At 65.9% G+C, this 18,137-nt stretch carries 18 protein-coding genes and 2 pseudogenes; 6 read left to right on the plus strand and 14 right to left on the minus strand.

Annotation, left to right across the window (positions count from 1 at the left end; genetic code table 11):
- Positions 1-22: 22 nt before the first annotated feature.
- Positions 23-574: a lytic transglycosylase domain-containing protein gene (locus G8O24_RS37105; protein WP_188107474.1), complete on the minus strand. Its 552-nt coding sequence runs from the start codon at positions 572-574 to the stop codon at positions 23-25.
- A 233-nt stretch (positions 575-807) separates the two neighbouring features.
- On the opposite strand from G8O24_RS37105, the gene G8O24_RS37110 reads away from it, so the two are divergent.
- The gene (locus G8O24_RS37110; RefSeq protein WP_244646238.1) at positions 808-1,029 is read left to right on the plus strand and encodes a hypothetical protein; all 222 of its coding nucleotides are present in this window, start codon (positions 808-810) and stop codon (positions 1,027-1,029) included.
- Here the strand turns inward: G8O24_RS37110 and G8O24_RS37115 are convergent.
- Positions 1,026-2,363 (minus strand): ATP-binding protein, encoded by a 1,338-nt coding sequence (locus tag G8O24_RS37115; protein WP_188107475.1) that lies wholly within the window; start codon positions 2,361-2,363, stop codon positions 1,026-1,028. The genes G8O24_RS37110 and G8O24_RS37115 overlap by 4 nt on opposite strands.
- A gap of 16 nt (positions 2,364-2,379) precedes the next feature.
- Entirely contained in the window at positions 2,380-3,120 is a 741-nt protein-coding gene (locus tag G8O24_RS37120) for a response regulator (RefSeq protein WP_188107476.1), read from the minus strand.
- Positions 3,121-3,301: 181 nt separating this feature from the next.
- On the opposite strand from G8O24_RS37120, the gene G8O24_RS37125 reads away from it, so the two are divergent.
- The gene (locus G8O24_RS37125; RefSeq protein ID WP_188107477.1) at positions 3,302-3,868 is read left to right on the plus strand and encodes a hypothetical protein; all 567 of its coding nucleotides are present in this window, start codon (positions 3,302-3,304) and stop codon (positions 3,866-3,868) included.
- A 215-nt stretch (positions 3,869-4,083) separates the two neighbouring features.
- Positions 4,084-4,611 (plus strand): PRC-barrel domain-containing protein, encoded by a 528-nt coding sequence (locus G8O24_RS37130; RefSeq protein ID WP_188107478.1) that lies wholly within the window; start codon positions 4,084-4,086, stop codon positions 4,609-4,611.
- Positions 4,612-4,717: 106 nt separating this feature from the next.
- On the opposite strand, the gene G8O24_RS37135 is transcribed toward G8O24_RS37130, so the two are convergent.
- The 9 genes from G8O24_RS37135 to G8O24_RS37175 all read right to left on the minus strand — a co-directional run bounded on the left by G8O24_RS37135 (position 4,718) and on the right by G8O24_RS37175 (position 15,387).
- Positions 4,718-5,929 carry an ABC transporter substrate-binding protein gene (locus G8O24_RS37135; protein WP_188107479.1) on the minus strand — a complete coding sequence of 404 codons (1,212 nt, stop codon included), beginning with the start codon at positions 5,927-5,929 and terminating at the stop codon, positions 4,718-4,720.
- 293 nt (positions 5,930-6,222) lie between these two features.
- The gene (locus tag G8O24_RS37140; protein ID WP_188107480.1) at positions 6,223-7,050 is read right to left on the minus strand and encodes an ABC transporter permease; all 828 of its coding nucleotides are present in this window, start codon (positions 7,048-7,050) and stop codon (positions 6,223-6,225) included.
- The gene (locus G8O24_RS37145; RefSeq protein ID WP_188107481.1) at positions 7,047-8,309 is read right to left on the minus strand and encodes an ABC transporter permease; all 1,263 of its coding nucleotides are present in this window, start codon (positions 8,307-8,309) and stop codon (positions 7,047-7,049) included. Before G8O24_RS37145 ends, G8O24_RS37140 begins: the two co-directional genes overlap by 4 nt.
- Positions 8,310-8,584: 275 nt before the next feature.
- Complete coding sequence (locus tag G8O24_RS37150; protein WP_188107482.1) at positions 8,585-9,643, minus strand: ABC transporter substrate-binding protein; 1,059 nt, start codon at positions 9,641-9,643, stop codon at positions 8,585-8,587.
- A 49-nt stretch (positions 9,644-9,692) separates the two neighbouring features.
- Positions 9,693-10,796, minus strand: a complete 1,104-nt coding sequence (locus G8O24_RS37155; RefSeq protein ID WP_188107492.1) for an ABC transporter ATP-binding protein — start codon at positions 10,794-10,796, stop codon at positions 9,693-9,695.
- Positions 10,797-10,909: 113 nt separating this feature from the next.
- Positions 10,910-12,478 (minus strand): DUF4403 family protein, encoded by a 1,569-nt coding sequence (locus G8O24_RS37160; RefSeq protein WP_188107483.1) that lies wholly within the window; start codon positions 12,476-12,478, stop codon positions 10,910-10,912.
- A gap of 111 nt (positions 12,479-12,589) precedes the next feature.
- Positions 12,590-13,435: an SMP-30/gluconolactonase/LRE family protein gene (locus G8O24_RS37165; RefSeq protein ID WP_188107484.1), complete on the minus strand. Its 846-nt coding sequence runs from the start codon at positions 13,433-13,435 to the stop codon at positions 12,590-12,592.
- Positions 13,436-13,499: 64 nt separating this feature from the next.
- Complete coding sequence (locus tag G8O24_RS37170; protein ID WP_188107485.1) at positions 13,500-14,138, minus strand: Vgb family protein; 639 nt, start codon at positions 14,136-14,138, stop codon at positions 13,500-13,502.
- Positions 14,139-14,166: 28 nt separating this feature from the next.
- A complete protein-coding gene (locus G8O24_RS37175; protein WP_188107486.1) occupies positions 14,167-15,387 on the minus strand; it encodes a winged helix-turn-helix domain-containing protein in 1,221 nt (406 codons plus the stop codon).
- 99 nt (positions 15,388-15,486) lie between these two features.
- Here G8O24_RS37175 and G8O24_RS37180 point away from each other — a divergent pair, with 99 nt between their 5' ends.
- A complete protein-coding gene (locus G8O24_RS37180; protein ID WP_188107487.1) occupies positions 15,487-16,272 on the plus strand; it encodes a DUF899 domain-containing protein in 786 nt (261 codons plus the stop codon).
- Positions 16,269-16,541: a hypothetical protein gene (locus tag G8O24_RS37185; RefSeq protein WP_188107488.1), complete on the plus strand. Its 273-nt coding sequence runs from the start codon at positions 16,269-16,271 to the stop codon at positions 16,539-16,541. The genes G8O24_RS37180 and G8O24_RS37185 overlap by 4 nt, the downstream gene beginning before the upstream one ends.
- Positions 16,542-16,589: 48 nt before the next feature.
- Here G8O24_RS37185 and G8O24_RS37190 read toward each other — a convergent pair whose 3' ends face one another.
- Complete coding sequence (locus G8O24_RS37190) at positions 16,590-17,096, minus strand: GNAT family N-acetyltransferase (RefSeq protein ID WP_188107489.1); 507 nt, start codon at positions 17,094-17,096, stop codon at positions 16,590-16,592.
- A gap of 97 nt (positions 17,097-17,193) precedes the next feature.
- Here G8O24_RS37190 and G8O24_RS37195 point away from each other — a divergent pair.
- A pseudogene (locus G8O24_RS37195) lies at positions 17,194-18,018 on the plus strand (lyase family protein); the annotation flags it as partial.
- A 48-nt stretch (positions 18,019-18,066) separates the two neighbouring features.
- On the opposite strand, the pseudogene G8O24_RS46415 reads toward G8O24_RS37195, so the two are convergent.
- Positions 18,067-18,132 (minus strand): annotated as a pseudogene (locus G8O24_RS46415) (hypothetical protein); the annotation flags it as partial.
- Between the last annotated feature and the right edge of the window lie 5 nt (positions 18,133-18,137).

Genomic DNA, 18,137 nt, shown 5'->3' on the forward strand with positions numbered 1-18,137 from the left:
GTAGGCTAGTGGGGCAGGCTGGTCAACGTATGCCGCCCGGAACCTGAGCGCGCGCGTTGCGGACCTCGTGGGCGAGCTTGCGTTGCCGCGCTGCGCCGAACATCGGCTGTGGATTGCCTGATGGCTCCAGCTGGGGCTCGAAGCTCGCCTGTTGCAGCATCTCCTGACGCTGCCGCTTTGCAGCGTAGTAATAGCCGCCCGCGAAATAACGCACGGCTCGGTCGTGATCGCCATTGGCGGCGTGATAGGCGCCGGCGAGGTACTTCACGGCATAGGTGAGGTTGGTGTTGGGGTCGCGCAGGCCGCTTGCATCGCCGGTGTAGCCGAGGCCGCGGGCGGTCGCGAGCTTGATCTGCATGAGGCCGATGGTGCCGCCATGGCCGACCAGGGCCGGCTGATAGCGGCTCTCGCGCATGATGACGCGATGCACCAGCGCCTCCGGCACGCCGTTGGCGCGCGCGTGCATCGCGACCATTTCGGCATAGTCGGCCTGGCCTGCGATTGCGGCCTGCGACGTCACCAGTGATGACACCGATCCGGCCGCGAGCAGCGCGGCGATGCGTAAGATTTTCATCTCAAATCCCGGAATGCCTGAGTGAGCTGCACCCGGCGGCCGTTAGGCCTGCCGAACGCGGCGATGATGTGACCAAACGCCGCCCTTGCCGCTTTTGCGGCGCCGGGCCGGTGTGGGCGACCCGATGCTGACGCACGAGTTCCCTCAGGCGGGCAGCTCGCGGCAGCAAGCCTGTCTATTCGCCCCGGCGCGCGAAAGCGAGTATGAAGCCCTCGCGAATCGGGAGAGGTGCCATGACGAAAGCAGCGGTGCCAACAGCAACCATGGTCGACACTCACGGCGGCGAAATCCCCACCCAGAACCCATGTGCCCAGTGCGGCGCGCCGATCGCGCAGCCCGACTGGATCGAGCCGGGCGAGGGACGGATCTCCTATCTCTGGACCTGCCGCACCTGCGGCTATCGCTTCGAGGCGATCGCGATCTTCGACGTATCGGCGATCCCGCTGGCGGCTTAAGCGGCGACTTGCGCCGCGAGCCGCGGCTGCTGCCATATCGGCAATTGCATCCGGACGATCAGCCCGTGCGGCTGGCGGTCGTGCAGCGACAGCTCGCCGCCATGGGCGAGCGAGATCGCGCGTGCGATCGACAGGCCGAGGCCGAAGCCGGTGGAATCGTCCATGGTGCGCGCGTCGTCGCCGCGCACGAACGGCTCCAGCATCTCCTGCTTGCGCGCATCCGAAATGCCGGGGCCGTCGTCCTCGACATCGATGACGAGACTGGTGCCCGACACGTCGAGGCGGATCGTCACCTCGGCGCCGAAGCGCACCGCGTTCTCGACGAGGTTGGTGACGCCGCGATGCAGATCGTCGGGGCGCGCGGCGGCGGTGGCGGAGGCAGGGCCGTCATAGTGCACGACATGGCCCATGTCGCCGAACTGGTCGGCGATGAGCTGCAGCGTCGAGGCGATGTCGACCAGCGTCACCGCCTCGATCTTGCGATCGTTGCGCAGGAGCGACAGCACGCTTTCCAGCATCGAGCGCATCTGGTCGAGGTCGACAAGCATGCGCTTGCGATTGCCCTCGTCCTCGATGAACTCGGCGCGCAGGCGAAGCCGCGTGATCGGGGTGCGCAAATCGTGGCTGATCGCCGCCAGCATCTTGGTGCGATCCGACATCAGCCGCGCGATCCGCTCATGCATGCGGTTGAGCGCGCGGGCCACCAAGCGGATCTCCTCCGGGCCGCGTTCGGGCAGCGGCTCGGCGGTGCCGTCGAGGCTGAAATTTTCGGCGGTCTCGGCAAAGGCGGACAAGGGCGCGGCGAGCGCGCGCGCGGCCCACAGGCCGAGCACGGTGATGCAGATGAAGGCGGTCATCAACGTGATCAGCCACGGGGCGCCCCACAACCAGGGATGCGGGCCGTTCTCGACATGGCCCGCGATCATCGTGCCGTCGGGCAATTCCACGCCGATGCGGTGGGCGTCGCCCCCGGGCGCGAGCTGCACCATCTTGTAGCCGCGGCCGAGATGGCGGTGGAGCCCGCGCAGGTGCAGGCTCTCATTGTCCTCGACGACCACAGCCGTCCCGGGTGCGAGCGTCTCGATGTCAAGCCTCGGAAAGGCGCGAGCAAGATCTGCGATCAGGCGCGGCCGCTCTTCCGGCCTGGCGGAGCCGAGCAGCAGCGCGGCATCGGTCAGTTGATGGGCGCCGTCCGGCGGCGTCTCCGGTCGGTCGGGCCGGATCATCAGGAACGCAGTGGTGACGACGAGATGCAGCGCGACGGTCGAGGCCAGCACCAGCACGGCGATCTGCCCGCCGATGCCCTTGAGGTGAAAGAACCCGAACGGCTTCATCGTCTCAAAAACCCCGTCAGTTGCTCAGGGGCGTCGTAACGGCTTCCGTCCGGGGCGTAAACAGGTAACCGCCGGAGCGCACCGTCTTGATGATGGTGGGATCGGCCGGATTGGGCTCGATCTTGCGGCGGATGCGGCTGACCAGCACGTCGATGGATCGCTCGAACGAGCCGGTGTTGCGGCCTTGCGTGAGGTCGAGCAGGCTGTCGCGCGAGAGCACGCGGCCGGGCCGTTCGCAGAACGTCCTGAGCAGGTCGAACTCGGCGCTGGTGACCGCGACGCGCGCGCCTTCCGGATTGCGCAGCTCGCGCAGCCGCAAATCGATGCGCCAGCCCTCGAAGGCGAGCGTCGACGCACCCTCGATCGAACTTGCGGCCTGTGCAGAGGCCTGACGCCGCAGCACCGCGTTGATGCGGGCGAGCAGCTCGCGCGGGTTGAACGGTTTCGGCAAATAGTCGTCGGCGCCCATCTCGAGGCCGACAATGCGATCGACGTCCTCGCCGCGCGCGGTCAGCATGATGATCGGCGTCTGTGCTTCCGAGCGCACCTTGCGGCACAAAGTGAGGCCGTCCTCGCCGGGCAGCATGACGTCGAGGATGATGAGATCAACGCGGTGGTCGGCCATGGCACGCGACATCTCGCGGCCGTCGCTCACGGCGGTGACGTTGCAGGAGTTGTTGCGCAAATATTTCGCAATCAACGTCCGCGTTTCGCGGTCGTCCTCGACGACCAGAATGTTGGGAGAGGGAATAGCCATGGGCTTTGTTTGTCCAAGATTCGGGCCAAAAGGCGAGGATTTTTGTTTCAGTTTGTTTCCGATCGCATTTCCGCAACAGGGGGCAACGACTCGGGCGTCGTACGGCAAGATCTCGTTAAGCCCGTTAACCATAGCGTGGCGCAGTCGCGTACGAAACCCCGCAAAAACCCATGGTGCACTCATGACTTCGATTTCGGCGACCTCCGCCGGTCAATACCAGTCGCCGCTGCAGCGGCTGCAGCAGGAATTGCAATCGGACGTGTCGGACGGGACGATCTCGTCGTCGGATCAATCCGCGCTCACGACCGCCCTGCAGGATATCGATACGGCGCTTCAGCAGGGCCGGTCCAGCGATCAGTCGAGCGGCAGCAGGCCGTCCAAGGACGGACTGAAATCCAAGATCGACGATCTCATTTCGAACGAGGTCTCGAACGGGACGCTGACGTCGAGCCAGGCCGACGAGCTGAAGGGCGTGTTTCAGTCCGCCTTCGGCAAGGGGGCCGGTGGCGCTAAGGGTGCAGGCGGGCCGCCTCCTGGCCCGCCGCCGTCGGATGACGGTTCCTCGGATTCGTCGACGGACGCGACGAGCAGCAGCTCGACCGACAGCAGCACCGCGAAGATCCTCGAGCAGTTCCTGCAGGCGCTGCAGCAATCGCAGTCGTCGTCGAACGCGTCCTACGGTGCGACCGGTACGGCGGGCGCGAGCAGCACGGATATCTCCGCGCTTCTGATCGACTACACGAGCTGACCCGAGCGACGCGGGTCGGCCTGTTCCTCGCCGCGATTCGTGCTTTACCCAGGGCGCATGATCGTCGGCGGGGAACAGTGCAATGTTCCTCGGTGACGCAGTAACCTTGCTCGCAATGCAGCGCAGCCGTGCGACGAAATTGCCGCAGCCACGGAACTGCTGCTGATCGTCGCTGTTTTCTCCGCACAAGTTTTCTGCTGAAGGAGAGGACAACGATGTTGATGAAATCGATCGCCGCCGGTCTTGCCGGCACGGCTCTGCTTGCGACCGTCGCGTTTGCGCAAAACCCGACAACCACCGCCGACAAATCGCCCACCGCGACCACCACGACGACGAGTGCGTCGGGCGAATGGCGCGCCTCGAAGATGGCGGGCGTGAAGGTCTATAACGATGCCAACGAGAACATCGGCTCGATCAACGACCTGCTGATGGACAAGAGCGGCGCGGTGAAAATCGCGGTGATTGGCGTCGGCGGCTTCCTCGGCATGGGCGAGCATCTCGTGGCCGTGCCCTATGAGAAGCTGAAATTCGTCAACGAGGCGGTGGCCTATACGGGCACCGGCACAAATCCGGCAAATCCGAACGCCAAGCCCGCCGCGACCACGACGACCGGCGCTGCGACCGGCACCGACAACAAGACCACGACGACCAGTTCGTCCTCGAAGTGGTATCCTGACCACGCCGTGTTCAATGCGACCAAGGACGAGCTGAAGAACATGCCCGAGTTCAAGTATTCGGAGTAATGGGCTTCTAAACGCCTAAACGAAGCGCGCCCGGTTTTCACCGGGCGCGCTGTCGTGAGTTTCGTTCTTTCACCTCTCCCCGCAGGCGGGAAGAGGGAGAATATTCTCAGTGAGTCACCAGCGGGCAGTTACCCTTGTCGAGCGGGCGGAAGGCTTCGTCGCCGGGCACGGTCGCGATCAGCTTGTAGAGGTCCCATTCGCCTTTGGAGTCTTCGGGCTTCTTGACCTCGAACAGATACATGTCATGGACCATGCGGCCGTCGATGCGGATCTTGCCGTTCCTGGCGAAGAAATCGTTGATGGGCGTTGCGCGCATCTGCTCCATCACCTTCGGCGCCTCGTCGGTTTTGATCGCCTCGATCGCCTTCAGATAGTGCATGGTCGCCGAATAGAGGCCGGCCTGGATCATGGTCGGCATGTGGCCGACCTTGTCGTTGAAGCGCTTTGAGAAGGCGCGGGTCTCGTCATTCATGTCCCAGTAGAACGCGTCGGTGACGATCAGGCCTTGCGTCGCCTTGATGCCGAGCGAATGCGTGTCGGTGATCTCCTGCAGCAGCGCGATCATCTTCTGGCCGCCCTGGACGAGGCCGAACTCGGCCGCCTGCTTCAGCGCGTTGGTGGTGTCGCCGCCGGCGTTCGCCAGCGCGACCACCTTGGCCTTGGAGGCCTGGGCCTGCAGCAGGAAGGAGGAGAAGTCCGACGAGTTGAGCGGATGGCGGACGTCGCCGAGCACCTTGCCGCCGCTCTCCTTGACGACGTTGGCGGCGTCGCGCTCGAGCGCCATGCCGAAGGCGTAATCGGCGGTGACGAAGAACCAGGTGTCCTCGCCGCGCTTCACCATCGCCCTGCCGGCGACGTTCGACAACGCGTAGGTGTCGTAGGTCCAGTGCACGGTGTTGGGCGAGCAGGCGGAGCCCGTGATATCGGACGAGCCGCCGCCGGAATTGATGTGGATCTTGTTCTTCTCGCGCGTCAGCGCCGAGATCGGCAGCGCCACCGAAGAGGTCGGCACGTCGAAGATCGCATCGACCTTGTCGTTGTCGTACCAGTTGCGGGCGATGTTGACGCCGACGTCGGGCTTGTTCTGGTGATCGGCGGCAACCACCTGCACCGGCTTGCCGGCGACCTTGCCGCCGTAATCGGCGACCGCCATCTCCACGGCAGCGAGCGAGCCCTTGCCGGTCGCATCCGCATAGAGGCTCGACATATCCGTGAGCACGCCGATCTTGACGACGTCGTCGGAAATCTGCGCCTGCGCCGTGCCGCAGCTTGCGGCGATGGCGAAGCTGGCCGCGACCGCGGTGATGAGTTTTTGCATATTTTCTCCCTCAGCCTTGTTGTTTGGGGTTTGTTGCGAGGACTGTTGTAGCGGCAAACTGTTGTGGGAGCAAAGGCGCGGAGGTTTGAGGACGGTTGAGAAATAAGTAGGTGGAGGCGGTGTTCTGACCCTCTCCCCTTGTGGGAGAGGGTGGATCGCCGCGTAGCGGCGAGACGGGTGAGGGGTGTCTCTCAGCGAGTGCAGCTTTTCACTGATTGCGCGGACAGATACCCCTCATCCGGCGCTTCGCGCCACCTTCTCCCACAAGGGGAGAAGGAAGAGGAACAATCCGTTCAGCCTCCGCCCTTCAGCCGTTCGTTGCGCCGGCGCAAGCCTTCGAGCGTCGCAAGCAGGATCACCGACACCGTCGTCAGGATCACCGCGGCCGCCGTAATGGTCGGGCTGATGTTCTCGCGGATGCCGCTGAACATTTCGCGCGGCAAAGTGCGCTGCTCGGGCCCCGCCATGAACAGGACGATCACGACTTCGTCGAAGCTGGTCGCGAAGGCGAACAGTGCGCCCGACGCGAGGCCGGGCAGGATCAGCGGCAGGATCACGCGGCGGAATGCTTCGAGCGGCGAAGCGCCGAGCGAGGCGGCGGCGCGGGCGAGGTTGGTGTCGAAGCTCTGCAGCGTCGCGCCGACCGTGATGACGACAAAGGGCGTCGCCAGCGCGGTGTGAGCCAGGATCAGGCCGAGATAGCTGCCGGTGAGGCCGATCGGCGCGAAGAAGAAATAGAGACCTACCGCCGTGATGACGCCCGGTACGACGACGGGCGACAGCACGAAAGCCAGCACCAGTGGCTTGAACCGGCTCTTCCATTGCGCCAATCCCAGCGCGGCGAGCGCGCCGAGCACCATCGACAGCAGCGTCGAGGCGACGCCGATGATCATGCTGTTCTTCAGCGCATTCATCCAGCGCGGCGAATGGATGAAGTCGTCGTACCAGCGCAAGGAGAGGCCGGGCAGCGGGTATGTGAGGTACGAACTGGAACTGAAGGATAGCGGCATGATCGCCAGGATCGGCGCGATCAGGAAGATGAACACCAGCGCGGAGACGACGATGGTCGCGGTCCACGCGATGCGCTGGCTGGGCGTACGGAGGGAAGATGCGTCGCTCAATTCTTCATCCCTCCCGTGACCTGCTGGCCCTGCACCAGCTTGCCGTAGAGAAGCGCGAGCAGAACGGTGGCCAGCAGCAGCACGGCACCCAGCGCCGATGCAAGGCCCCAATTGGCTGTCTCGGTGGTGTAGAGCGCGATGAAGTAGCTGATCATCTGGTCGGCCGCGCCGCCGACGAGGGCCGGCGTGATGTAATAGCCGAGCGCCAGGATGAAGACGAGCAGGCTTCCCGCGCCGATGCCGGGCAGGGTCTGCGGCAGGTAGATCCTTAAGAAGGCGGTGAGGGGCGGCGCGCCGAGCGAGGCGGCGGCGCGCATGTAGGCCGACGAAATCGCCTTCATGCTGCTGTAGAGCGGCAGGATCATGAACGGCAGCAGCACGTGGGTCATGGCCACGCAGACGCCGAAGCGATTGTAGATCAGGCGCAGCGGCTCGTCGATGATGCCGAGCCAGTGCAGGCTGTCGTTGACGACACCTTTGCTCTGCAACAGCACGATCCAGGCGCAGGTGCGAACCAGAAGCGAGGTCCAGAACGGCAGCAGCACGAAGATCATCAGCAGGTTCGACCGGGCGGGCGGCAGCGCGGCCAGCAAATAGGCGACCGGGAAGCCGAGGATCAGGCATAGTGCCGTGACAGCGAGGCTGATCAGGAAGGTGCGAGCGAAGACGTCGCGATAGATGGCCTGATCCGGCGGAGCCGCGACGATCGCGCCGTCTGCGTTCCTGACAAGATCGAGCGCTCCCAGAAGATAGAAGCTGGTGACTGGACCGCTGGCGCCCTTGATCGTCGTCCAGGTGGCACGGTCGCGCCAGGCCGCGTTGATCTTGCCCAGCGTCTCCTTGGCCGTGCCCGGCTCCGGCGAAGCCTTCAGATTGCGTGCGGTGCTGGTGAGGATGGTGCGAAAACCGTTTTGGGCGTAGTTGAGCCGCTTGGCTGCGATCGCAATGGTGCCGGCGGCGCGTGCCGCCTGAATGTCGCTTGCCAGCGCCGCAAAGGCCTTTTCATCCGGCAGGTCCTTGCCGTCCCAACCGGCGAGCGCGGTGACGGTTTGCGGCAGAACCTGGCGCACCTCCTGGTCAGCGACGGCGCGCCACAGCATGCCGGCGATGGGCCCGGCGAAGGTGAACAGCAGAAACAGCAGCAGCGGCCCGACAAGCGCGAACGCCTTGAGCTGCCGCGCGCGCTCGGCCCGCTTCAGGCGGCGCTTGAGCGGCACGTTGGTCTCGGTATTGGCGCCGGTGAGGGACGCTGCTGTCATGGGGTAGGGCCATCACATATGGCGTGCACGTTGCGGCGGCATCGGCAGTGGGCTCCCTCCCCCGTTTGCGGGGGAGGGTTGGGGAGAGGGTATCTCCGCGTCGGGATTGTCGAGATTTGCGGAGAATATCCCAGTGCGGATAGAGCCCTCACCCGCCGCGCTCTGCGAGCGCGTCGGCCTCTCCCGCAAGCGGGAGAGGCGAAGCAAGCCCGAGCGGTCCTCGTGAATTCCATATGCGATTGCCTGCGTCGTGCGGGAAGCCTTGCGTGGCCGCGCTACTTCGCGGCCCATTTGTTGAAGCGCTCGGTCAGCTTGTCGATGTTCTCGAGCCAGAAGGCGACGTTGATCTCGACCGCGTTCTTGATGTTGTCGGGCGCCGTCGGCAGGTCCTTCAGCACGGCGGGTGCGAGCCGTCCGGCTGCGTCCTTGTTCGAGGTGCCATAGGCAATGTTCTCCGACAGTTTCGACTGGTTCTCCGCCTTGCCGGCGAAGTCCAGGAACTTGTAGGCCGCGTCCTTGTTCGGGCTGCCCTTCAGGATGACCCAGCTGTCGATAGTGAAGAGCGCGCCATCCCACACCATGCCGAAATTCTTTTTCTCGTTCTTGTTCGCGGTGTCGATGCGGCCGTTATAGACCGAGGTCATCACCACCTCGCCGGAGGCGAGCAGTTGCGGCGGCTGGGCGCCGGCCTTCCACCAGACGAGGTCGCCCTTGATGGTGTCGAGCTTCTTGAACGCACGGTCGACGCCCTCGTCGGTGGCGAGCACCTTGTAGACGTCCTTCGGCGGCACGCCGTCGGCCATCAGGGCGATCTCGAGCGTGGTCTTCGGGCCCTGACGCAAGGCGCGCTTGCCCGGGATCTTCTTGGTGTCGAAGAAGTCGGCCCAGCCATTGGGCGCGTCCTTCAACTTGTCCTTGTCGTAGCCGAGCACGAAATCGTAGAGGATGGCGCCGACGCCACACGCGTTGACGGCCGGCGGGATATAGGCGGCCTCGCCGCCGATGCTGGAATAATCCAGCTTCTCGAACAGGCCTTCGTCACAGCCGACGGCGAGCTCGTCGCTCTCGACCTGGACGACGTCCCAGGTGGCGGCGCCACCCTGCACCTTGGCGCGCAACACGCCGACGCCGCCGTCCCAGGACTCGTCGTTCATGGCAACGCCCGATGCCTGCTTGAACGGCTCGAAATAAACCTTCTTCTGGGCATCCTGATACGCACCGCCCCAGGAGACGACGGTGAGATCACGCGCCTGTGCGACCGTGGCCAACGCAGCACTGGCGCTGAACGCCGCGGCGAAACCCAGAGCAATCTTGCCAATGTTGCGCTTCAGCATGGTTCTTGTTCCTTCTTCATCTGCGTTGCGTTGAAATCGTTCGTCGGGATCAGACGGGATCGAGGGCGAGGCAGTCCTCGGGGCGGAAGCTGATGAACACGCTCTCGCCATGCTTGAGGCTGTCATGCGCACCCGGCTGAAGCTTGACCATGAACTCGGCATTGTCTGCGACATCGAGCACCGCGAGCGCGTGATCGCCGAGATAGATCGTGCTCTGCACCTTCGCCGGCAGAAGGTTCGCACCGTCCCCGGACGCGCCGTCCGGGATGATGGCGATCCGCTCCGGCCGCACCGACAGCGAGGTCGCGGCACCCGCGCCCGACACGTTGATCGCGCGGGCCGTAACGGTGCCGCCGGCCTTCAGCGCGACGCGGCAATAACCCTTGTCGATCGTCTCGACGCTGCCGGAGATCACGTTGTTCTCGCCGACGAAATTGGCGACGAAGCTGTTGACGGGGCGCTCGTACAGCGCGTCGGGCCTGTCGATCTGTTGCACGATGCCGTCGTTGAACACGGCAATGCGGTCCGACATGGTGAGCGCCTCGCTCTGGTCGTGGGTGACGTAGACGATCGTGATGCCCATCGTCTCGTGCAGCTGCTTGATCTCGAGCTGCATCTGCTCGCGCAGGCGCTTGTCGAGGGCGCCGAGCGGCTCGTCCATCAGCACGAGCTGCGGATTGAAGACGAGGGCGCGGGCCAGCGCCACGCGCTGCTGCTGGCCGCCGGACAATTGCCCGGGCCGCCGCTGCGCCATCGTTTCCATCTTGATCATGCGCAGCGCCGCCTTGACGCGCGCCTGCGCTTCCGACTTGTCGACCCTGCGCACCGACAATGGAAAGGCGACGTTCTCCTCGATCGTCAGGTGCGGAAACAGGGCATAGTTCTGGAACACCATGCCGATGTCGCGCTTGTGCGGCGGCATGTTCTTGATCGGCCGGTCGCTGAGGTAGATCTCGCCCTCGGTCGGAACCTCGAAGCCGGCCAGCATCATCAGCGTGGTCGTCTTGCCCGAGCCTGACGGGCCGAGCAGCGTGATGAACTCGCCCTTTCGGATGTCGAGATCGAGGTTCTTCACCACGAGGTGCTCGCCATCATAGGTCTTCTGAATGCCGGAAAAGCGCACCAGCGCGGGCGTAACCATGCCGGCTTCCATGTCGTCTTCGCGTCCCACCACAGAGCTGCCCGTACCTCGTCTGAGGCTGCGGGCAGCAGCTTAGCACCCCCGGGCGAGAATGCCAGCGGTGCGGGAGGACGTGAAGGGGCGCGCTACATCCCCGACAGCTTGGTCACATACACGTTCAATGTACCGCCGGCCTCCGCGACCACGCGCAGCGTCTTGGAATCGAAGGCGATGTCGGCCAAAGTGAGGCTGTCGATCTTTGCATCGACCTTGAGGCCGTCCTCGCTCTTCTGGTAATCGGCGATCGCGGCCGCGATCTTCTCGCGCGCATTGGCGGCGATCGGCTTCAGATCGAGCGTCGCCTTCTGCACCAGCGCCTGCTGCATCTGCGGCACCACCGCGCGGGCGGCGGCCCCTAGCAGGCCGAAGGCCGCCTCGGATTCCACCGCGAGCTGGATGTCGGCGAGCCGCAGCGTCTGCTGCGCCTGGTCCAGCATCGGCCGGCCCCAGATGTGCACGGTCGCCTCGGCACCCAAGCCGAGCCAGCTCTTCTTCTCCTTGGCGCGCACCAAGAGCGAGATCAAGAGGCGCTCGCCCGAGGGGACGACGTTGACGCTCTTCACGGTGACATCGACCGGACCGGAGCCGTCCTCGGGATAGGTGTGGCCGACCATTTGCGCCGCGATCAGCTTGTTGATCTCGGTGAAGGGCACGTCGATGGGAATGCCGATGCTCACGCCGGTGCCGGTCGGCGGCACGATGGAGATCTTGTCGGGGAACGGGCAATCCGGCTTGGTCGGCGTCGAGGTCACGCGCGTCTCGGCCTCGAGCCCGAGCAGCAGCGTCACGGCCTGCGCGTCGACGCGCGGCTGTGCCGCGATGGCGCGGGTCGGTTTCATCTCGAGCCAGAGCGGCGGCAGCGCCGCCGAGGAACCGCTGCCTTGCAGCGGGATCGAGCGGCAGGCCTTGGCCCATTGCATCTTCGCATTGTCGCGCAGGGCAGGATCGTTGCGGATGCGCTCGGCGACGACGTTGAGCTGCTCGCCGACCGTCTTGTCGATCAGCGGCTTGACCTGTGCCGGCACGTTGACCCTGGCGCCGGCGACGTTGAGGTTGGTGTCGCCGAGATTGACCTGCGCGCCCAAATTCGGTTCGAGATGCCAGGCGGCGGCGAGCTTCGGGCGCGAGGTGACGACCACGCTGCCTTTGATCTCGGCGCTGGCGTTCAGATTCTTGATGTTGACCGCCCCGATCCGTTTGGCCGCATCGCCGCCGAGCACGCTGCCGAGCGCATCTCCGAGCGCGCCGGTCGCCTTTGCCGACAGCGACCCCGTGACGTTCAGCTTGCCTGATATCGGCGTCGAGATCGTCAGCACGTCCTTGTCGCCGGTCGCCGACATCGGCCCGCGGGCGGCGGTCCAGCCGATATCGGCGTTTTCCAGGATCTGCGAGATCGGGTTCTCGGCCTTGCCGGCGAAGTTGCGCGGCGCGGCCTTCTCGGCCTGGTCCCGGATCGCCGACAGCGCGATCGCCACCGGCGCGACCACGATCGAGCTCTTGGACATCGGCGGCAGTGGCGGCAACTCTGCGACCGGCGGCGCGGAATTGGTGGCGCGCGGCGACAGCCAGTCCATCGCCTTCAGGCTGATGAAGAACGACGCCGCGAGCACCACGACGCCGATCAGGATAGTCCTCAAGTTCAACGTCAGACGCATCAATCCCCCAAACCGCCCCGAGGAGGATTTTACAGGGCGGGCGAGGTGGGCGCTAGAGCGCACCGGTGAGGTGGAATTGCGGCAAACAGGTTAAACCCTCGCAGCCGCATCTCAGGGGTAGCCGGCGCCGGGCGCATCCACCGTAACGGCGTCGATCCGCGCGGAGGACTTGCCGCGCCTGAGATCCTCATGCGAGGTCGCGGCGCTGATGCAGAACAAGGTCCGCCGGTCGGGGCCTCCGAGCGCGCATGCAATGGCGCGGCGGCCGGGGACGGCGACGCGCTGCAGCTGCTGGCCGCTGGCGTCGATCCGGACGAAAGCATCCTCGGAATAGGCGGCAACCCAGACCGCTCCGTCATGGTCGAGGCAGATGCCGTCCGGCTCCTTGCCGCAGGGCAGCCTGCGACGGAAGCTGAGGCTGCCATCGGGCGCCATCTCGTAATCGGCGACACATTCGCCATCCATCTCCGCGACGACGAGCCGGCGGTGGTCGGGCGAGATCGCGATGCCGTTGGGAAAGCGCAGTCCTTCGGCGACGACGCGCGTCGCGCCATCCGCTGCGACCTGGATGATGCGCCCGTCGGCGCCGCGGTCCGGCGGAGGCGGAAAGTTGAAGCCGAGGTCGCCGACATAGGCGCGCCCGAGCCCATCGACGATCATGTCGTCGATGACGCCGGTCGCGACCTCAGACAGATCGGCATAAAGCGAGAGCTTGTCCTCGGCGAAGACGAGCAGGCGCTTGCGGAACATGGTCAGGACGATCAGCCTGCCGTCGGGCAGGAAGCCGGTGCCGCACGGCGTGTCGTCCTCGAACGTCGCGTGCGTTCTGCATTGGCCTGCGGCGTCGATGCTCAGCAGCGTCCGCGCCAGGCAGTCGACGAACCAGAGGCGTCCATCATGCCAGCGCGGGGCTTCGTAATATTTGCCGCCGTCGAGCAGCGTGGTCAGCGCGGTCATTGGTGTCTCCCGAGGGACGGTGCCATATCTTTACACCGACATCGCGGGACCCGGCTATCGCCGGCTAGCCGCGCCGCGGACGGCGGACCGCTCTGATCTTGCCGCTGGCGCCGCCGCCGCAGAACAGCTGGTCGCCGCCGTCGGATTCCAGCCCCGAGACCATCGTTCCCTCGGGCATGTCGAGCTGCTCGAGCACTTTGCCCGTTTCAGGATCGATCCGCCTGACGTCGCTGTCCTCGCCCTCCCAGGTGCCGTGCCAGAGCTCGCCGTCGACCCAGGTGACGCCGGTCACGAAGCGATTGCTCTCGATGGTGCGAACGACCGTCCCCGTATCAGGGTCGACCTGATGGATCTTCCGCTCGCGATACTGCCCGACCCAGAGCGAGCCTTCGGCCCAGGCCAATCCGGAATCGCCGCCGCCGCCGGGCGCCGGGATGGTGGTGAGCACCCGGCCGGTCGCAGCGTCGATCTTCTGGATGCGGTCCTCCGCGATCTGGAACAGGTGCCTGCCGTCGAACGCCGTGCCTGCATGGGCGGCGACGTCGAGCGAGCGCGCTATCCTGCCGCCGGCGGGATCGATCGCGTTCAGCCGGTCGCCGGACGCGAACCAGACATGGGCGCCGTCATAGGTGACGCCATGCACGGCCTCGACGCCCGGAAAGGGGCCGTACTCCCTGACGATCTCGGCGGCAGAACGCTTCATGTGCTTGATCCCTGTGAGGTGACCGACCTTACGTCTTCAGGGGCAATCCGGGGAGTAACAAGCCTGTCGGGAAACCGGGGACGGGCGGGGTCATCCAGCGGCGCGCGCGGCCGTGTCCGAACGATTGCACCTTGTTCGATCGCGCAAGCTCGTCGAGGGCCCGTTGCACCGTGCGCGGGCTCGTTGCCAGCGCCAGCGCAAGCGCCGAGCTCGACCACGGCTCGCCATCGGACAGGAAGGCGAGCACGTCGGCGTGCTTCTCCTCGACCGGCCGCGCCAGCACGAGGACATCGCGCGTCTTGCGCGGCGCCAGCATGAAACCCTGCTTGGTCGCGTTGATGTCGGCGAGCGGCTCGAGCTGGGTGCGGAGCCGTCCGACCTCGACCCGCAGGCGCGCGCGATGCGACTCATCGACGTGCCGGGCGCCGAACGCGCCGGCGATCAGTCGCTCGCGCGAGACATCCGCCGGCCAGGCCTGTGCCAGCGTGCGGGCCAGCGCGAACAGCACGGGCCGCGTTCCCAATGATATAACCGTGCCCTGCCTGCGCACGACGTGATGGAACGTATCGACGACGAGCGCGGTCGAGGTTGCGAGGCGCTCGACCTCGCCCAGCAGCAGCGGATGTTCGCTGCCGCGCGCGATCAGGCGCGCGGCCGGCGTAGTGAGAATGAGGTTCGCGCCGTCGACCTCGGCGAGGAGCGCCGGGATTTTAGCCAGCCGCGCGGCCTCGCCCGCGCGGTCGAGCGCGGCGCGCGCGTCCGTCGTTTTCAGCCGCCTGATGGCGATGCCGGCGAGCACGAGCTCGCGCACCACCAGGGAGGACGGCGGCAGCGGGGAAGCGCTGATCTCGGCCAGCGTCCGCTCGGCCTCGTCGACGCGCCCGAGCAGGAGCAGACGGCGCGCCTCGATATGGCCGGCATGGGCGGCATTGGCGAGATCGCCGTGGCTTGCGAGCGTCGCGCGGGCGCCGGCGAGCGTCTTGGCCGGCCAGCCGAGATCGCGCGAGACCAGCGCGATCTCGGCCTCGGCGACCACGCAGCGCGCCCGCGCCACCGCTTCCCGCGGCCCGAAGGCGCGGGCGGCGCTGCGCAGCAGCGCCTTGGCTTTGGCGAGATCGCCGAGCTGCGCCATCGCGATGCCGCGCAGCGCCAGCGACGGCGCATCGTTGCGCAAGGCGACGCGGTTCAGCGCGCCGAGCGGATCGCCGGCCTCGAGCGCCCGCGCGGCGGCCGTGATCAGCGACTCCATGAAAATCCCGCCACACTTGTTACTCCCACCGCGCCACCGCTTAGTGGCAGAAATCGCCAGCGGCCGACGATGTGCGGTGAGCGAGAGATTTGGAGAGCCATGATGACATCAGCCAACAAAGCAGCGACCAACGGACAGCCCGCCATGCTGACACCGCCAGTGGTCTCGCCGGAGGAGTGGGAGGCTGCCCGCCAGCTGCTGCTCGTGAAGGAAAAGGCGCATACCCGCGCTCGCGATGCACTCGCCGCCGAACGCCGGCGCATGCCGTGGATGGAAGTCACCAAAACCTACGCATTCGAGACGCCATCCGGCAAGGCCAGTCTGCTCGACCTGTTCCAGGGCCGGCGCCAGTTGATCCTGTACCGGGCCTTCTTCGAGCCCGGCGTGTTCGGCTGGCCCGACCATGCCTGCCGCGGCTGCTCCATGGTGGCCGACCAAGTCGCCCATGTGTCGCACCTGAACGCCCGCGACACCACGCTCGTGTTCGCCTCGCGCGCGCCGCAGGCGGATATCGCGCGGCTGAAGGCGCGGATGGGCTGGAACATCCCCTGGGTCACCATCACCGACAGTTTCGACGCCGATTTCGGCGTCGGCGAGTGGCACGGCACCAACGTGTTCTTCCGCGACGGGACGCGCATCTTCCGCACCTATCTGATCAAGAGCCGTGGCGACGAGCAGATGGGCGGCACCTGGAACTATCTCGACATCACCCCGCTCGGCCGCCAGGAGGTCTGGGAGGACTCGCCGGCCGGCTATCCGCAGACGCCGACCTACAAATGGTGGAACTGGAACGACAGCTACGAGGATGGCGCCGCGCCCGACAAGAAGTGGGTCGAGGTGTCTGATGCGGGCGAAATCGCGCTCCGCGAAAAGGGCGCGCAATGAGCAGCGTCCATTCCGTCGGCGCCAGCCATGACGGCAGGCAGGCCGCATCCCGCCTCGCCCGATGGCTGGGCCTTGCGGCGACCCCGACGTTTGCCATCATGGCCGTGCTGACGGCCGTGCTCGGCGGCGGCTCGGCGGACATGCTCTGTTCGGCCGGCCACGGGCTGTCGCTGGGCGGGATGGTGCCGATGTATCTTTTGATGAGCGCGTTTCATGCGGCGGCGTGGCTGCGGCTGATCGCGGGGCAAACACGTCCCGGACGGCCGTGAGCAGATCATCGTTGTCACGCGAAGACGGCCCCACCTGGGCCGTCTTTGCTATTTGTCGCTTCCGTCGACGAACAACTCCATCAGGACTTCATCGAAATAGCGGCCGTTCTGCTTCAGCGCCTTCACCTCGCGGCCGTATTCGACGAAGCCGGCCGCCGTGTAGAGGCGCAGCGCCGCTTCATTCTTGCTCATAACACTCAGCTGGAGCTTTTCGACGTGCTTTGCGGCATGGACAATCACCCTGTCGACGAGACGTCGGCCGACGCCGGCTCGTCCCGCCTGATGTCGCACATACATGCCCCAGAGATCGGCCTTGTGCATGGTCTGGGGACCATCCTGCCGGCGGAAGCCGGCGACGCCGACGATCTCGCCGTCGATGAAGGCGCCGAACACGTCCGATGTGGTGAGGCGCTCCTCGAACCAGGCGAGGGGCTTGTCCTGTTCTCGCGCCAAGGTGCTGGCGAAGGCTTCGGGATGCGCTGCGAGCGCCTCCAGCCGGATTGCGCGATAGAGGGCGGCGTCTGCGGAGGTGAGCAGCCTGATTTCAAGCGTCATGGTTCTCGAACCCGGTGTCGCGAGCTGACCACGCGCCTTGCGTCCCGGCAACCTTTGTTCGTACATGGACCGCAAGAAACATATCAAGGGAAACGCCATGGCGAGCACCGTTTTCGATTCCGTCCTGTTCCGCGACATGTTTGGCACGGCCGAGATGCGGGCGGTGTTTTCGGACGAGGCGCTGGTCGGCCGTTACCTGGAAACGGAGGCCGCGCTTGCCCGCGCGCAAGCCCGCGCCGGTGTGGTGCCGAAGGATGCCGCCGCCGCGATCGACGCTGCCTCGCGCAGCATCAAGCTCGATTTCGACAGGCTTCGCCACGAGACCGAGATCGTCGGCTATCCGATCCTGCCGCTGGTGCATCAATTGTCCGAGGCAGCCGGCGAGGCCGGGCGCTACGTGCATTGGGGCGCGACCACGCAGGACATCATGGACACCGCCAACGTGCTCCAGATCCGCGCGGCGCTCGACATCGTCGCGCGCGACTTGAAGGAGCTGCGCGGCATCCTGGCAGACCTCGCTGCCAGGCATCGCGACACGCCGATGGCGGGCCGCACGCATCTTCAGCAGGCCCTTCCCGTGACGTTCGGCTACAAGGTCGCGATCTGGCTGTCTTCGATCGACCGCCATATCGAGCGGATCGGCCAGGCGCGGCCGCGCATCCTGCTCGGCGAGTTCTCCGGGGCGGCCGGCACGCTCGCCTCGGTCGGCGAGGGCGGCCTCGAGATGCAGCGCCTGTTTTGCGAGGAGCTCGGCCTCAACCAGCCGCCGATCACCTGGCACGTCGCGCGCGACGGCATTGCGGAGGCGGTGACGCTGCTCGGCCTCATCACCGGAACGCTCGGCAAGATCGCCACCGACGTCATGCTGATGTGCGCGACCGAGTTCGGCGAACTGTCCGAACCCTTCGTTCATGGCCGCGGCGAGCATCAGTTCGCTGGAGATCGGGTTGCGCTTCTGCGGCATGGTCGAGGACGCGCCGCGGCCATGAACGAAGGGTTCGGACAGTTCGCCGAACTCGGTCGCGCACATCAGCATGACGT

The organism is Bradyrhizobium campsiandrae, from assembly GCF_014529705.1.
Lineage (GTDB): Bacteria > Pseudomonadota > Alphaproteobacteria > Rhizobiales > Xanthobacteraceae > Bradyrhizobium > Bradyrhizobium campsiandrae.

Bases quoted from the DNA above. Each gene is read 5' to 3' on its own strand.
- G8O24_RS37105 (WP_188107474.1), bottom strand. From the start codon at position 574: ATGAAAATCTTACGCATCGCCGCGCTGCTCGCGGCCGGATCGGTGTCA.
- G8O24_RS37110 (WP_244646238.1), top strand. From the start codon at position 808: ATGACGAAAGCAGCGGTGCCAACAGCAACCATGGTCGACACTCACGGC.
- G8O24_RS37115 (WP_188107475.1), bottom strand. From the start codon at position 2,363: ATGAAGCCGTTCGGGTTCTTTCACCTCAAGGGCATCGGCGGGCAGATC.
- G8O24_RS37120 (WP_188107476.1), bottom strand. From the start codon at position 3,120: ATGGCTATTCCCTCTCCCAACATTCTGGTCGTCGAGGACGACCGCGAA.
- G8O24_RS37125 (WP_188107477.1), top strand. From the start codon at position 3,302: ATGACTTCGATTTCGGCGACCTCCGCCGGTCAATACCAGTCGCCGCTG.
- G8O24_RS37130 (WP_188107478.1), top strand. From the start codon at position 4,084: ATGTTGATGAAATCGATCGCCGCCGGTCTTGCCGGCACGGCTCTGCTT.
- G8O24_RS37135 (WP_188107479.1), bottom strand. From the start codon at position 5,929: ATGCAAAAACTCATCACCGCGGTCGCGGCCAGCTTCGCCATCGCCGCA.
- G8O24_RS37145 (WP_188107481.1), bottom strand. From the start codon at position 8,309: ATGACAGCAGCGTCCCTCACCGGCGCCAATACCGAGACCAACGTGCCG.
- G8O24_RS37150 (WP_188107482.1), bottom strand. From the start codon at position 9,643: ATGCTGAAGCGCAACATTGGCAAGATTGCTCTGGGTTTCGCCGCGGCG.
- G8O24_RS37155 (WP_188107492.1), bottom strand. From the start codon at position 10,796: ATGGAAGCCGGCATGGTTACGCCCGCGCTGGTGCGCTTTTCCGGCATT.
- G8O24_RS37160 (WP_188107483.1), bottom strand. From the start codon at position 12,478: ATGCGTCTGACGTTGAACTTGAGGACTATCCTGATCGGCGTCGTGGTG.
- G8O24_RS37165 (WP_188107484.1), bottom strand. From the start codon at position 13,435: ATGACCGCGCTGACCACGCTGCTCGACGGCGGCAAATATTACGAAGCC.
- G8O24_RS37170 (WP_188107485.1), bottom strand. From the start codon at position 14,138: ATGAAGCGTTCTGCCGCCGAGATCGTCAGGGAGTACGGCCCCTTTCCG.
- G8O24_RS37175 (WP_188107486.1), bottom strand. From the start codon at position 15,387: ATGGAGTCGCTGATCACGGCCGCCGCGCGGGCGCTCGAGGCCGGCGAT.
- G8O24_RS37180 (WP_188107487.1), top strand. From the start codon at position 15,487: ATGATGACATCAGCCAACAAAGCAGCGACCAACGGACAGCCCGCCATG.
- G8O24_RS37185 (WP_188107488.1), top strand. From the start codon at position 16,269: ATGAGCAGCGTCCATTCCGTCGGCGCCAGCCATGACGGCAGGCAGGCC.
- G8O24_RS37190 (WP_188107489.1), bottom strand. From the start codon at position 17,096: ATGACGCTTGAAATCAGGCTGCTCACCTCCGCAGACGCCGCCCTCTAT.